The organism is Jiangella alkaliphila (assembly GCF_900105925.1).
In the GTDB taxonomy this organism is placed as follows: domain Bacteria; phylum Actinomycetota; class Actinomycetes; order Jiangellales; family Jiangellaceae; genus Jiangella; species Jiangella alkaliphila.
In genome coordinates, this window is record NZ_LT629791.1 from 3,955,529 (window position 1) to 3,967,994 (window position 12,466).

Here is a 12,466-nt window from a genome sequence, read left to right on the forward strand (position 1 = left end):
CGCAGGGTGACCGCCAGGGAACATGATCACCGGAAGGTGGGGTGGAAGGACCCGATGCTGACCGAACGGTCCGGGCGGGTGCGCGAGGCGCACAAGCTGCTGCGCCGGGCGGCCCGCGAGAAGGCCGGGTTGTTCCTCGCCGAGGGCCCGCAGGCGGTCCGTGAGGCGGTCGCCGCCGGACCCGGCCGGGTGGTCGAGCTGTTCGCGACGACGACGGCGGCGGCGCGGTGGGCGCCGATCGTGGCGGCCGCCGAGGGCGCCGGCGTCCCGGTGCACGCGGCCGACGACGCCGCCCTGGCCGCGCTGTCGGAGACGGTGACGCCGCAAGGCCTGGTCGCGGTGTGCCGGTCGCTGACGGTGGACCTGACCGACGCGCTGGCCGGCGAGCCGCGGCTGGTCGCCGTCCTCGCCGAGGCCCGCGACCCCGGCAACGCCGGCACGGTCGTCCGCTGCGCCGACGCGGCAGGCGCCGACGCCGTCGTGCTCACCCACGGCTCGGCCGACCCGCAGGGCGGCAAGGCGGTGCGCGCGTCGGCCGGCAGCGTCTTCCACCTGCCGGTCGTGTCCGGGGTGCCGGCGGCGAACGCGGTGGCGGCGCTGCGCGAGCGCGGGCTGACGGTGCTCGCGGCCGACGGCGCCGGCTCGCTCGACCTCGACCAGGCCGAGGACGACGGCCTGCTCGCCGGGCCGGTCGCGTGGCTGTTCGGCAACGAGGCATGGGGCCTGCCCGCCGAGGTCGGCGCGCTGGCCGACCACGTCGTGCGGGTCCCGATCTACGGCCGCGCCGAGAGCCTCAACCTCGCCACCGCCGCCGCCGTCTGCCTGTACGGCTCCGCCCGGGCCCGCCGCCGCGCCACCCGCTAGGTGTATGGTTGGTGTATGACACGCACCAACATCGATCTCGACGACGAGCTCGTCGACGAGGTCATGCGGCGCTACGGAGTGGCGACCAAACGTGAGGCGGTCGATCTCGCTTTGCGCCGTCTCGTCGGCGTGCCGTTGACGAAGGACTTCCTGCTGGGGCTGCGCGGCGTCGGTTGGGGCGCCGATCTGGACGAGCTGCGGTCGGCCGACTCCGCTGCGACCGGATGATCCTCGTCGACACATCGGCCTGGATCGACTACCTCCGGGCGGCTGATACACCGGCGGCCAGGGAGCTCACGGCTCTGATCCAGCGAGGCGCCGAGGTGTGCACGACCGAGCCGGTGATCATGGAGCTGCTCGCCGGCGCCGATACACCCGCGCGCGCCGACGCGTTGGAGAGGCTCACGAACGGACTGCCGGTGCTGGGTGTCGACCCGAGGCTGGACTTCAGGCAGGCATCGGCGATCTACCTGGCGGTGCGCCGTCAGGGCCGGACCGTGCGCAGTCTCGTCGACTGCCTGATTGCGGCCGTCGCCCTGCGGCATGACGTTGCGCTGCTGCACAAGGACGCCGACTACGGCGCCATCGCCGACTGCCTGCCGCTGCGGGCGCACCCGGTCTGACCCCTCAGCTGAACGCGGCGGCGAACTCGTCCATCCGATCGCCGAAGCCCTCGTGGTCGCCGAACCAGACGGCGACGGAGTCGGCGCCGGCCGCCGCGAGCTTCTGGACCGACTCGACGGCCGCGGCCAGCTCGTCCCGCCCGCCGGCCCACTCGATGCGGGTGCCCGCGCGCAGCGGCCGCCCGGCCAGCGGCCCGTCGTCGCGCAGTGCCCGCAGCCGGGCCAGCCGCGACGCGAACCCGTCCGCGTCGAGGGCGAAGGCGTGCCACTCGTCGGCCACCGCGGCGACCCGGTTCAGCGCGGCGTCGGTGGTGCCGCCCACCGCGATCGGCAGCGGGGTCAGCGGCCGCGGCTCGAACACGCCGCGCTCGAACCCGAACCGAGGGCCGTCGTACGAGGTCGCGCCGTCGAACAGCGCCCGCATCACCCGCACCGCGTCCTCGACGTAACGGCCGCGGCCGGCGTAGTCGGCGCCGACGGCGTCGAACTCGGTGCGCACCCACCCGGCCCCGACGGCGAGCAGCAGCCGCCCGCCGGACAGCCGGTGCACCGTCGCGGCCTGCTTGGCGACGAGGAACGGGTCGCGCAGCGACAGCACCAGCACCGACGTGCCCAGCCGCAGCCGCTGCGTGGCGGCCGCGAGGTACGCCAGCGTGGTCAGCGGCTCGTAGACGCCGCCGAACGCCGCGCCATACGGCTCGGGCGGCAGCAGGTGGTCGGGCAGCAGGACGGCGCCGTAGCCGAGCCGTTCGGCCTGGACGGCGAGGCCGGCCAGCCGGCCGGGCTCCATGGCGGGCGACTCGTCGGGCAGGACGACCCGCAGTTCGGTGGGGTCGGTGAGGGGTGCGAGCATGCTCCGACCCTACGCAAGCACCCTAAAGTGGCCTCATGCCGAACATCGCCACGAACACCACCGTCGACCTCGCCGGGCTGCTCGAGTTCGTCCGGCCGCGCCACCGCGGCATCGTCATCACCATCCGCGGCGACGGCGGCCCGCAGGCCTCGCCGGTCACCTGCGGCGTCGACGACTCCGGCCGCATCGTCGTCTCCACCTACCCGGACCGCGCGAAGGCGCAGAACGTCCGGCACCGCCCGCAGGCCAGCATCGTCGTCCTGTCCGACGACTTCGGCGGCGCGTGGGTGCAGGTCGACGGCCTGGCCGAGATCATCGACCTGCCCGACTCCGTCGAGCCGCTGGTCGAGTACTACCGCAACGTCGCCGGCGAGCACGAGGACTGGGACGGCTACCGCGAGGCCATGCACCGGCAGGGCAAGTCGCTGCTGCGCATCACGCCGCAGCGGTGGGGCCCGATCGCGACCGGGGGCTTCCCGCCGCACCTCGACCCCGACGGCGACCCCGACGGTGACCACGGCCACGGCCACGGGCACGGTCACGACGACCAGGACGGCCACGAGCACTGATGGCGCAGGTCACCGCCGTCAGCTCCAGTCCCACGCACAGCTTCAGCAAGCCGGCCCTGGCCGCGATCCGGCTGCTGGCCGGCCTCGGCGTCGAGGGCGACGCGCACCTCGGGACGACGGTGCAGCACCTGTCCCGGCTGCAGCGTGACCCGGACGCGCCGAACCTGCGGCAGGTGCACCTCATGCACGCCGAACTGCACGACGAGCTGGCCGCCGCCGGGCACACCGTCGGCCCCGGGCAGCTGGGCGAGAACGTCACCACCCGCGGCGTCGACCTGCTCGGCCTGCCGGCGGGGACCCGGCTGCGGCTGGGTGCCGAGGCGGTCGTCGAGGTCACCGGGCTGCGCAACCCGTGCCACCAGATCGACGACTTCCAGCCGGGCGTGCTCAAGCAGGTCGTCGGACGCGACGCAGACGGTGAGATCGTCCGCAAGGCCGGGGTGATGGCGATCGTGCTGGTGGGCGGCGAGGTGCGGCCGGGTGACGCGATCGCCGTCGAGCCGCCGCCCGAGCCGCACCGCCCGCTCGCCCCGGTGTGACCGACGTCCGCGTAGACTCGCGGGGTTGCGAACCCCGCGTGAGTAGACGAGGAACATGTCCGCGCCCAACAGCGATTACGACCCAGTCCAGGTGACGCCGCTCGACGCTGACCAGGTCGCGCAGATGGTGTCCGACGCCCTGGCCGCGTTCGCCGCGGCCGGCGACCTCGACGCGCTCAAGGAGGCCCGGCTCGCGCACACCGGCGACCGGTCGCCGCTGGCGCTGGCCAACCGCGAGATCGGCGCGCTGCCGCCGCAGGCCCGCAAGGAGGTCGGCCAGCGCGTCGGCACCGCGCGCCGCGACGTCGCCGCCGCCCTCGCCGAGCGGCAGGCCGTGCTCGAGGCCGAGCGCGACGAGCGCGTGCTGGTCGAGGAGGCCGTCGACGTCACGCTGCCGTGGGACCGCGCCCCGCAGGGCGCCCGGCACCCGCTGACCACCATCCAGGAACGGGTGGCCGACGTCTTCGTGGCGATGGGCTGGGAGGTCGCCGAAGGCCCCGAGGTCGAGGCCGAGTGGCTGAACTTCGACGCGCTCAACATCGGCCCCGACCACCCGGCGCGCACCATGCAGGACACCTTCTTCGTCGAGAACGAGGACTCCGGGCTGGTGCTGCGCACGCACACGTCGCCGGTGCAGGCGCGGTCCATGCTCAGCCGCACGCCGCCGATCTACGTCATCTGCCCGGGCCGCACGTTCCGCACCGACGAGCTCGACGCCACGCACACGCCGGTGTTCAGCCAGGTCGAGGGCCTGGCCGTCGACGAGGGCCTGACCATGGCGCACCTCAAGGGCACCCTCGACCACTTCGCGTCGTCGATGTTCGGCGCCGGCCTCACCACGCGGCTGCGCCCGTCGTACTTCCCGTTCACCGAGCCCAGCGCCGAGATGGATCTGCAGTGCTTCGTCTGCCGCGGCGCGTCGGTCGGTGACCCGGACAACCCGTGCCGCACCTGCGGGTCCGAGGGCTGGATCGAGTGGGGCGGCTGCGGCATGGTCAACCCGCGGGTCCTGATCGCCTGCGGCATCGACCCGGATCGGTACACCGGCTTCGCGTTCGGCATGGGCCTGGAGCGCACGCTGATGTTCCGCCACGGCGTCGAGGACATGCGCGACATGGTCGAGGGCGACGTCCGGTTCGCGGCGGCCTTCGGGATGGAGATCTGATGCGCGTCCCCCTGAGCTGGCTGCGCGACTACGCGGCGCTGCCCGACGACGTCAGCCCGCGCGACGTCGCGACCCGGCTGATCCGCGCCGGCCTCGAGGTCGAGACCGTCGACGAGGCGGGCGCCGACCTCGTCGGCCCGCTGGTCGTCGGCCGGGTGCTGCAGTTCGCCGACGAGCCGCAGAAGAACGGCAAGACCATCCGCTGGTGCTCGGTCGACGTCGGCGAGGCGGAGCCGCGCGGCATCGTCTGCGGCGCGCACAACTTCGCGGTCGACGACCTCGTCGTCGTGTCGCTGCCCGGCGCGGTGCTGCCCGGCGGGTTCGCGATCTCCGCGCGCAAGACCTACGGGCACGTGTCCGACGGCATGATCTGCTCGGTCCGCGAGCTGGGCATCGGCGACGACCACGCCGGCATCCTCGTGCTGCAGCCGGACGAGGCGGCGCCCGGCGACGACGCGATCTCGCTGCTGCGGTTGCGCGACGACGTCCTCGACATCGCCGTCACGCCCGACCGCGGCTACTGCCTGTCCATCCGCGGCGTCGCCCGCGAGGCGGCGACGGCGTTCGGGGTGCCGTTCGCCGACCCCGGGGTGCGCACCGACGTCGCCATGACCGGCGACGACGGGTACCCGGTACGGCTCGAGGACGCCGAGCGCTGCCCGGTGTTCGCCGCCCGCGCCGTGACCGGCGTCGACCCTGCCGCGCCGAGCCCGCGCTGGCTGCAGCGACGGGTCCAGCTGGCCGGCATGCGGCCGATCTCGCTGGCCGTCGACATCACCAACTACGTCATGCTCGAGCTGGGCCAGCCGATCCACGGCTACGACCGCGACGCGCTGCGGGGGCCGATCGTGGTCCGCCGCGCCGCGGCGGGGGAGAAGCTGACGACGCTCGACGGCGCGGTCCGCGCGCTCGACCCCGACGACCTGCTGATCACCGACGACTCCGGACCGATCGGTATGGCCGGAGTCATGGGCGGCGGGTCGACGGAGCTCAGCGACGCCACGACGGCGATCGTCGTGGAGGCCGCGCACTTCGAGCCGACCGGCATCGCCCGCACCGCCCGCCGGCACAAGCTGCCCAGCGAGGCGTCCAAGCGGTTCGAGCGCGGCGTCGACCCCGCGCTGCCCGCGGTGGCGGCGCAGCGGGTCGTCGATCTCCTGGTGTCGCTCGGCGGCGGCGTGCAGGAGCCCGGCCTGACGGTGGCCGGGTCGGTGCCGGCCCCGTCGCCGATCGAGATCCCAGTCGACCTGCCGGCGCGGGTCGCCGGTGTGGATTACCCGGCGGACGAGGTGACGTCGCTGCTCACGGCCGTGGGCGCGGTGGTCTCGCCGGCACGCGCCGAGCGCGTCGCCGTCACCCCGCCGACGTGGCGGCCCGACCTCACCGACCCGTACGACCTGGTCGAGGAGGTGGCCCGGCTACACGGCTACGACGCGGTGCCCTCAGTGCTGCCGGTCGCGCCGGCCGGGCGCGGTGTGACGCCGTCACAGCGGCTGCGCCGCCGGGTCGAGCGCGCCGTGGCCGCGGCCGGCTACGTCGAGGCGCCGTCGTACCCGTTCGTGGGCGAGGCCGAGTTCGACGCGCTCGGCTTCCCGGCCGACGACGCGCGACGGGTCGCGCTGCGGCTGGCCAACCCGATCTCCGAGGAGCAGCCGCTGCTGCGCACGACGCTGCTGCCCGGCCTGCTGGCGACGCTGCGGCGCAACGTCGGCCGGGGCGCCGTCGACGTGGCCGTGTACGAGGCCGGGCTGGTGTTCCGGCCGGCGCCGGGGCCGCTGCCGGTTCCGCCGCGGCTGCCGGTCGACCGCCGGCCCACCGACGACGAACTGGCAGAGCTGCTGGCCGCCGTGCCGTCGCAGCCGCGCCGGGTCGCCGTCGCGCTGGCCGGCGAGCGCGAGCCGGCCGGCTGGTGGGGCTCCGGCCGCCCGGCGAGCTGGGCCGACGCCGTCGAGGCCGCGCGGGTCGTCGCCCGGGCCGCCGGCGTCGCGCTGCGGGTCGAGCGCGACGAGCACACGCCCTGGCACCCGGGTCGCTGCGCCGCCCTGTACGTCGGCGAGACCCTGGTCGGGCACGCCGGCGAGCTGCACCCGCGGGTCGTCGCGGCGCTCGGCCTGCCGTCGCGCACGGCGGCGATGGAACTGGAACTCGACCGGTTCTTCCCGGGCGGCCTGGCCGACGTCGCCGACGAGCCGGTGCGGGCGCCGTCGGTGCCGACCTTCCCGGTCGCCACCCAGGACGTCGCGCTCGTCGTCGACGCGTCGGTGGCCGCCGCCGACGTCGAGGACGCGCTGCGGCGTGGGGCGGGCGAGCTGCTGGAGTCGGTGCGGCTGTTCGACGTGTTCACCGGCGCGCAGCTCGGCGAGGGGAAGAAGTCGCTGGCCTACGCGCTGCGGTTCCGCGCGCCCGACCGCACCCTCACCGTCGAGGAGACGACGGCCGCTCGCGACGCCGCCGTGGCCGAGGCGGCGGCGCGGACCGGCGCGGTCCTGCGCGGCGCATGAGCGTCGCCGGAGTGCCCGCGGCCCGGACGGCGCTGGTCACCGGCGCCGGCCGGGGCATCGGCCGCGCGATCGCAGTCGGGCTGGCGGAGCGCGGCGTGTCGGTCGGCCTGCTGGCGCGCGACGCCGCTGCACTGGACGAGGTGGCCGCCGAGTGCCGCGCCACCGGGGCCGGCGCGGTCACGTTCCCCGCCGACGTCACCGACGCCGAGGCCGTCACCGCCGCCGTCGGCGCCGTCGCGGCCGAGCTGGGCACGGTCGATCTGCTGGTCAACAACGCCGGGGCGATCGAGCCGGTCGAGGAGCCGTTCCTCGGCACCGACGTCGACGACACCTGGCGGGTCGTCGAGGTCAACCTGCGCGGCCCGCTGCTGGTCACGCACGCCGTGCTGCCCAGGATGCTGGCGGCGGGCGGCGGCAGGGTCGTGAACATCAGCAGCGGGATGGCCTACCGGGCGACGACGGCCTACACCGGCTACGCGATCTCGAAGGGCGCGCTGGCCCGGTTCACCGCCCAGCTGGCCGCGCAGTACGGTGACGCCGGCGTGCGCGCCTTCGACCTCGCGCCCGGCACCGTCCGCACCGTGATGTCGACGTCGATGCCGGTGCACGCCGGCTACACCGGCTGGACACCGCCGGAGCGCGCCGTCGAGCTGGTCGCGGCCATCGGCGCCGGCACGCTCGACGACCTGACCGGCCGGTTCTTCCGGGCCGGCACCGACACACCGGAGTCGCTGCTGGCGCTGCGCGACCAGATCCTCGCCCACGACGCCCGCGTCCTCCGCCTCCCCACCGCCGGCCCGGACGACCCGCTCGGCTGACAGATCTCTGCTGTTCGGAACGGGTTGCCAGGCCCTTTTGCAATGAGCACCTATACGCACCACTCCGCGGGTGGTGCGTATAGGTGCTCATTGCAAAGGCTCGCGACGCGCGACCAGCCGATGAGTGAGGCAGCCCGCGCCCAGGATGGGCGAGGGATCAGTGCTGCTGGGGCGATCTGGATCCCCCACCCAACGCTCGTCGCCCCGCGGTGACGCGCAGGCTCACGCCCAGCCGGTGCGGCGGCGCACCCAGGCCAGCGTCGTGGCGTGCTGGGCCAGCTGGAACTCGCGGATCGTCGGCAGCCCGGGCGGCGCCGGCCGGCGGCCGTTCGCGCCGAAGAATCCCGCGAGCCCGGCCAGCGCTGCCGTCACGTGCCACGGGTCGACGCCGCCGAGCAGTGGATGGCCGTCGAGGTAGGGCTCCGGGTCGTGGCCGTGGAAGGCGGCGTTCTTCAGCAACATCAGCGAGTCGATCCACACGGCGCCGCGGAACGCCCACGGCCAGTCCACGAACCACACCCGCGACCCGTCCAGCAGCACGTTGTCGGCCCGCAGGTCGTAGTGCACGAGCGTGTCGCCGTCGACCACGTCCAGCGCCGACGCGGCCAGGTCGGCCAGCCGGTTCAGGTGCCGGCGCTCCCACGGGTCGAGGTCGGCCGGCGGGTCGGCGGCGAGCGACCGGTAGCACAGCATCGGTTCGCGCAGCTCGTCGCGCGCGAGGCGCGGCGACGGCACCGGGCACGGCGTCAGCGACCGCGACAGCTTCGTCACGCCGTCGACCACCAGTCGCAGCTCGTCCGGCCGCCACGGCTCGTGCGGCATCCGCCCGTCGACCTCGTCGAAGACCAGCGCGACCCAGTCGCCGTCGTCGTAGGAGCCACGCAGCCGCGGCACCGGCGCCGTCGCGGGCAGCGCCGCCGTGACGTCCGCCTCGCGCCGGTGGATGCCCGGCGACTCCGGGTTGAGCGGCGTGCCGACCGCCTTGACGAACGCCCGGCCACCGTCGGCGCAGCGCACGCGCGCGGCCAGGCCGGGGGAGAAGCCACCGGACTGGTTGACGGCGGCCACGACCGGCGAGCCGAGCAGGTCCTCGACGCCGGCGCGGACGGCCGCGGGCAGCGACTCCCAGGTCGCGCGGACTCCGGACGCGGTGACGGGTGGCATCGCCCCATGCTCGCCGACCTCGGCGATGCCGCGCACGCGAATTTCCGGGTGATCACCGCCACGTTGCATGAAATTGCGGAACTCTGCATACTCATTCGCATGGGAGCGACTGTGGCGATCGCGGGAGCGAGCGGCTATGCGGGCGGCGAGCTGCTGCGCCTGCTGCTCGCGCACCCCGAACTCGGCGTGGGGACGGTGACGGCGCACTCGAAGGCGGGCGACCGCCTGATCGCGCATCACCCGCAGCTGATCGAGCTGGCCGACCGGATTCTGGAACCGACGACGGCGCAGGCGCTGGCCGGGCACGACGTGGTGATCCTGGCGCTGCCGCACGGCGCGTCGGCCGACATCGCCGCACAACTGCCGGACGACGTCCTGGTGCTCGACTGCGGCGCGGACCACCGCCTCACCGACGCCGCCGACTGGCAGAAGTTCTACGGCACCGAGCACGCCGGCAGCTGGCCCTACGGCCTCCCGGAACTCGTCCACGCCGACGGGCACAAGCAGCGCGACGCGCTCCCGGGCGCCACCCGCATCGCCGTCCCCGGCTGCAACGTCACCGCGGTGACGCTCGCGCTGGCGCCCGGCCTGGCCGCCGGCGTCGTCGCGCCCGACGACATCGTCGCGGTGCTCGCGTGCGGCACGTCCGGCGCCGGCACGTCGCTGAAGCCGCACCTGCTGGCCAGCGAGATCATGGGCGCGGCCAGCCCGTACGCCGTAGGCGGCGTGCACCGGCACGTCCCGGAGATCCAGCAGAACCTGCAGCTCGCGGGTGGCCGGCCGGTCACCCTCTCGTTCACCCCGACCCTGGTGCCGATGAGCCGCGGCATCCTCGCCACGGTGACGGCCAAACTGACGGGTGACGGTGACGGCGGCAGCGTGCGGGCCGCATGGGAGGCGGCCTACGCCGACGAGCCGTTCGTCCACCTGCTGCCGGAGGGGCAGTGGCCCACCACGGCCGCCGTCCTCGGGGCCAACACCGCGCACGTCCAGGTGACGGTCGACGAGGCGGCCGGCCGGGTGGTCGCGATCGCCGCCATCGACAACCTCACCAAGGGCACCGCGGGCGCGGCGATCCAGTCGGCCAACCTTGCGCTCGGGCTCCCCGAGACGCTCGGCCTGCCGACGACGGGGGTGGCGCCGTGAGCGTCACCGCAGCGGCCGGCTTCCGGGCCGCCGGCGTCGCCGCCGGACTGAAGCCCAGCGGCAAGCCCGACGTCGCGCTGGTCGTCAACGACGGCCCGCAGCACGCCGCCGCCGCCGTGTTCACGTCGAACCGGTGCAAGGCGAACCCGGTGCTGTGGAGCGAGCGGACCATCGCCGACGGGCAGTTGTCCGCGGTCGTCCTCAACTCCGGCGGCGCCAACTGCTACAACGGCCCCGAGGGGTTCCAGACGACGCACGCCAGCGCCGAGCTGGTCGCCGAGCTGACCGGCGGCCAGGCCTTCGACGTCGCCGTCTGCTCCACCGGCCTGATCGGCCAGCCGCTGGACCGGCCGCTGCTCGAGGCCGGCATCCGCGCCGCCCACACCGAGCTGTCGCCCGACGGCGGCCCGGCCGCGGCCACCGCCATCATGACCACCGACACCGTCCGCAAGGAAGCCCTCGTCACCAGCGCCGATGGCTGGGTGGTCGGGGGCATGGCCAAGGGCGCGGGCATGCTCGCCCCCGCGCTGGCCACCATGCTGGTCGTCGTCACCACCGACGCCGTCGCCGACGCGGCCACGCTCGACCAGGCACTGCGCGCGGCGACGAGGACGACGTTCGACCGGCTCGACACCGACGGCTGCATGTCCACCAACGACACCGTCGCGCTGCTGGCCAGCGGCGCGTCCGGCGTGCAGCCCACGCTCGACCAGCTGACCGCAGCGGTCAGCGCCGTCTGCGCCGACCTCGCCGAGCAGCTCTGGCACGACGCCGAGGGCGCCCACCACGACATCGCGATCGAGATCGCCGGTGCGGCGAGCGAGGCCGACGCCGTCGAGGTCGCCCGCGCCGTCGCTCGCAGCAACCTGTTCAAGGCCGCGATCTTCGGCAACGACCCGAACTGGGGCCGGGTGCTGGCCGCCGTCGGCACGACCCAGGCGGCGTTCGAGCCGGAGAAGATCGACATCACGATGAACGGCGTCAAGGTCTGCGTCGCCGGCGGGACGCAGTTCGGCGCACCGTCGACGGAGGTCGACCTGTCCGGCCGCGACGTGCACGTGCTGGTCGAGCTGAACGCCGGTCCGGCCACGGCGACGGTCCTGACCAGCGACCTCACGCACGACTACGTCCACGAGAACTCGGCGTACTCGACATGACGACGACACCAAATATTCTCCGCGCCATGCAACGATCATCCTCTCTCCCCGGTCGACCTCAGGTCCGGACCGAGGGCTCAGGGAGACCTTCGGCCCCCCATCGCCCGTCGGTATTGCCTGGCTCGGAGGGGGCGAACGGGGCGCTCGCGAAGGCCGGGGTGCTGGTCGAGGCGCTGCCCTGGCTGAAGCGGTTCCACGGCAAGATCGTCGTGGTGAAGTACGGCGGGAACGCGATGATCGACGACGACCTCAAGCGGGCGTTCGCCGACGACATCGTCTTCCTCCGGCTGGCCGGGCTGAAGCCGGTCGTCGTGCACGGCGGGGGGCCGCAGATCACCTCGATGCTCGACCGTCTCGGCATCGAGAGCGAGTTCCGCGGCGGCCTGCGGGTCACCACGCCCGAGGCGATGGACGTCGTCCGCATGGTGCTGGTCGGCCAGGTCGGCCGCGAGATCGTCGGGCTGATGAACAGCCACGGGCCGCTGGCGGTCGGGCTGTCCGGCGAGGACGCCGGCCTGTTCACCGCGCGGCGCCGGTCGGCCGTCGTCGACGGCGTGCAGGTCGACATCGGGCTGGTCGGCGACGTGGCCAAGGTCGACGCCGGCGCGGTTCTCGATCTCATCGACGCCGGGCGCATCCCGGTGGTCTCGTCTGTCGCACCGGACGCCGAGGGCGTCGTACACAACGTCAACGCCGACACCGCCGCCGCCGCGCTCGCCGTCGAGCTGGGCGCGGAGAAGCTGGTCGTGCTGACCGACGTGGAAGGGCTGTACCGCAACTACCCGGCCGACACCGACATCGTCCAGGAGATCACCGCCGCCGAGCTGACGACGCTGCTGCCGTCGCTGTCGGCGGGCATGATCCCGAAGATGCAGGCGTGCCTGCGCGCGGTCGAGGGCGGCGTGCCCGAGGCGACGATCATCGACGGCCGGGTCCCGAACTCGCTGCTGCTGGAAGTGTTCACCGACGAAGGTGTGGGAACGATGGTGATCCCGTCATGACGTATCAAGCCGAGGCATCCGGCCAGCTGGTACAGCTGCTCGGGCTCGACGAGGACGCGCTGGCCG

Annotated in this window: 13 protein-coding genes; 11 read left to right on the forward strand and 2 right to left on the reverse strand. The window is 74.2% G+C overall.

What is annotated here, in order from left to right; all coding sequences use genetic code 11:
• Positions 1 to 54: 54 nt before the first annotated feature.
• From BLV05_RS18015 to vapC, 3 genes are read left to right on the forward strand one after another with little or no spacing between them, the layout of a single operon-like run.
• Positions 55 to 864 carry a TrmH family RNA methyltransferase gene (locus tag BLV05_RS18015; protein ID WP_231948549.1) on the forward strand — a complete coding sequence of 270 codons (810 nt, stop codon included), beginning with the start codon at positions 55 to 57 and terminating at the stop codon, positions 862 to 864.
• A 15-nt stretch (positions 865 to 879) separates the two neighbouring features.
• Positions 880 to 1,092 carry a type II toxin-antitoxin system VapB family antitoxin gene (locus tag BLV05_RS18020; protein ID WP_197683190.1) on the forward strand — a complete coding sequence of 71 codons (213 nt, stop codon included), beginning with the start codon at positions 880 to 882 and terminating at the stop codon, positions 1,090 to 1,092.
• Positions 1,089 to 1,487, forward strand: a complete 399-nt coding sequence (gene vapC, locus BLV05_RS18025) for a type II toxin-antitoxin system VapC family toxin (RefSeq protein ID WP_046770578.1) — start codon at positions 1,089 to 1,091, stop codon at positions 1,485 to 1,487. Before BLV05_RS18020 ends, vapC begins: the two co-directional genes overlap by 4 nt.
• A 4-nt stretch (positions 1,488 to 1,491) precedes the next feature.
• On the opposite strand, the gene BLV05_RS18030 is transcribed toward vapC, so the two are convergent.
• Positions 1,492 to 2,340: a TIGR03619 family F420-dependent LLM class oxidoreductase gene (locus tag BLV05_RS18030; RefSeq protein ID WP_046770577.1), complete on the reverse strand. Its 849-nt coding sequence runs from the start codon at positions 2,338 to 2,340 to the stop codon at positions 1,492 to 1,494.
• 35 nt (positions 2,341 to 2,375) lie between these two features.
• Between BLV05_RS18030 and BLV05_RS18035 the strand changes: the two genes are divergently transcribed.
• From BLV05_RS18035 to BLV05_RS18055, 5 genes are read left to right on the forward strand one after another with little or no spacing between them, the layout of a single operon-like run.
• Positions 2,376 to 2,909, forward strand: coding sequence for a PPOX class F420-dependent oxidoreductase (locus BLV05_RS18035; protein ID WP_046770576.1), 534 nt, complete (start codon positions 2,376 to 2,378; stop codon positions 2,907 to 2,909).
• Positions 2,909 to 3,448, forward strand: coding sequence for an MOSC domain-containing protein (locus BLV05_RS18040; RefSeq protein WP_046770575.1), 540 nt, complete (start codon positions 2,909 to 2,911; stop codon positions 3,446 to 3,448). The genes BLV05_RS18035 and BLV05_RS18040 overlap by 1 nt, the downstream gene beginning before the upstream one ends.
• Positions 3,449 to 3,503: 55 nt before the next feature.
• Entirely contained in the window at positions 3,504 to 4,613 is a 1,110-nt protein-coding gene (gene pheS, locus BLV05_RS18045; protein ID WP_046770574.1) for a phenylalanine--tRNA ligase subunit alpha, read from the forward strand.
• Positions 4,613 to 7,114: a phenylalanine--tRNA ligase subunit beta gene (pheT, locus tag BLV05_RS18050; protein ID WP_046770573.1), complete on the forward strand. Its 2,502-nt coding sequence runs from the start codon at positions 4,613 to 4,615 to the stop codon at positions 7,112 to 7,114. The genes pheS and pheT overlap by 1 nt, the downstream gene beginning before the upstream one ends.
• Complete coding sequence (locus tag BLV05_RS18055; RefSeq protein ID WP_046770572.1) at positions 7,111 to 7,932, forward strand: SDR family NAD(P)-dependent oxidoreductase; 822 nt, start codon at positions 7,111 to 7,113, stop codon at positions 7,930 to 7,932. Before pheT ends, BLV05_RS18055 begins: the two co-directional genes overlap by 4 nt.
• Positions 7,933 to 8,154: 222 nt before the next feature.
• On the opposite strand, the gene BLV05_RS18060 is transcribed toward BLV05_RS18055, so the two are convergent.
• Positions 8,155 to 9,096 (reverse strand): phosphotransferase, encoded by a 942-nt coding sequence (locus BLV05_RS18060; protein WP_046770684.1) that lies wholly within the window; start codon positions 9,094 to 9,096, stop codon positions 8,155 to 8,157.
• Positions 9,097 to 9,195: 99 nt separating this feature from the next.
• Between BLV05_RS18060 and argC the strand changes: the two genes are divergently transcribed.
• From argC to argB, 3 genes are read left to right on the forward strand one after another with little or no spacing between them, the layout of a single operon-like run.
• The gene (gene argC / locus BLV05_RS18065) at positions 9,196 to 10,242 is read left to right on the forward strand and encodes an N-acetyl-gamma-glutamyl-phosphate reductase (RefSeq protein WP_046770571.1); all 1,047 of its coding nucleotides are present in this window, start codon (positions 9,196 to 9,198) and stop codon (positions 10,240 to 10,242) included.
• Complete coding sequence (gene argJ / locus BLV05_RS18070) at positions 10,239 to 11,399, forward strand: bifunctional glutamate N-acetyltransferase/amino-acid acetyltransferase ArgJ (protein ID WP_046770570.1); 1,161 nt, start codon at positions 10,239 to 10,241, stop codon at positions 11,397 to 11,399. The genes argC and argJ overlap by 4 nt, the downstream gene beginning before the upstream one ends.
• A gap of 26 nt (positions 11,400 to 11,425) precedes the next feature.
• The gene (gene argB / locus BLV05_RS18075; protein WP_082155499.1) at positions 11,426 to 12,400 is read left to right on the forward strand and encodes an acetylglutamate kinase; all 975 of its coding nucleotides are present in this window, start codon (positions 11,426 to 11,428) and stop codon (positions 12,398 to 12,400) included.
• Positions 12,401 to 12,466: the final 66 nt, after the last annotated feature.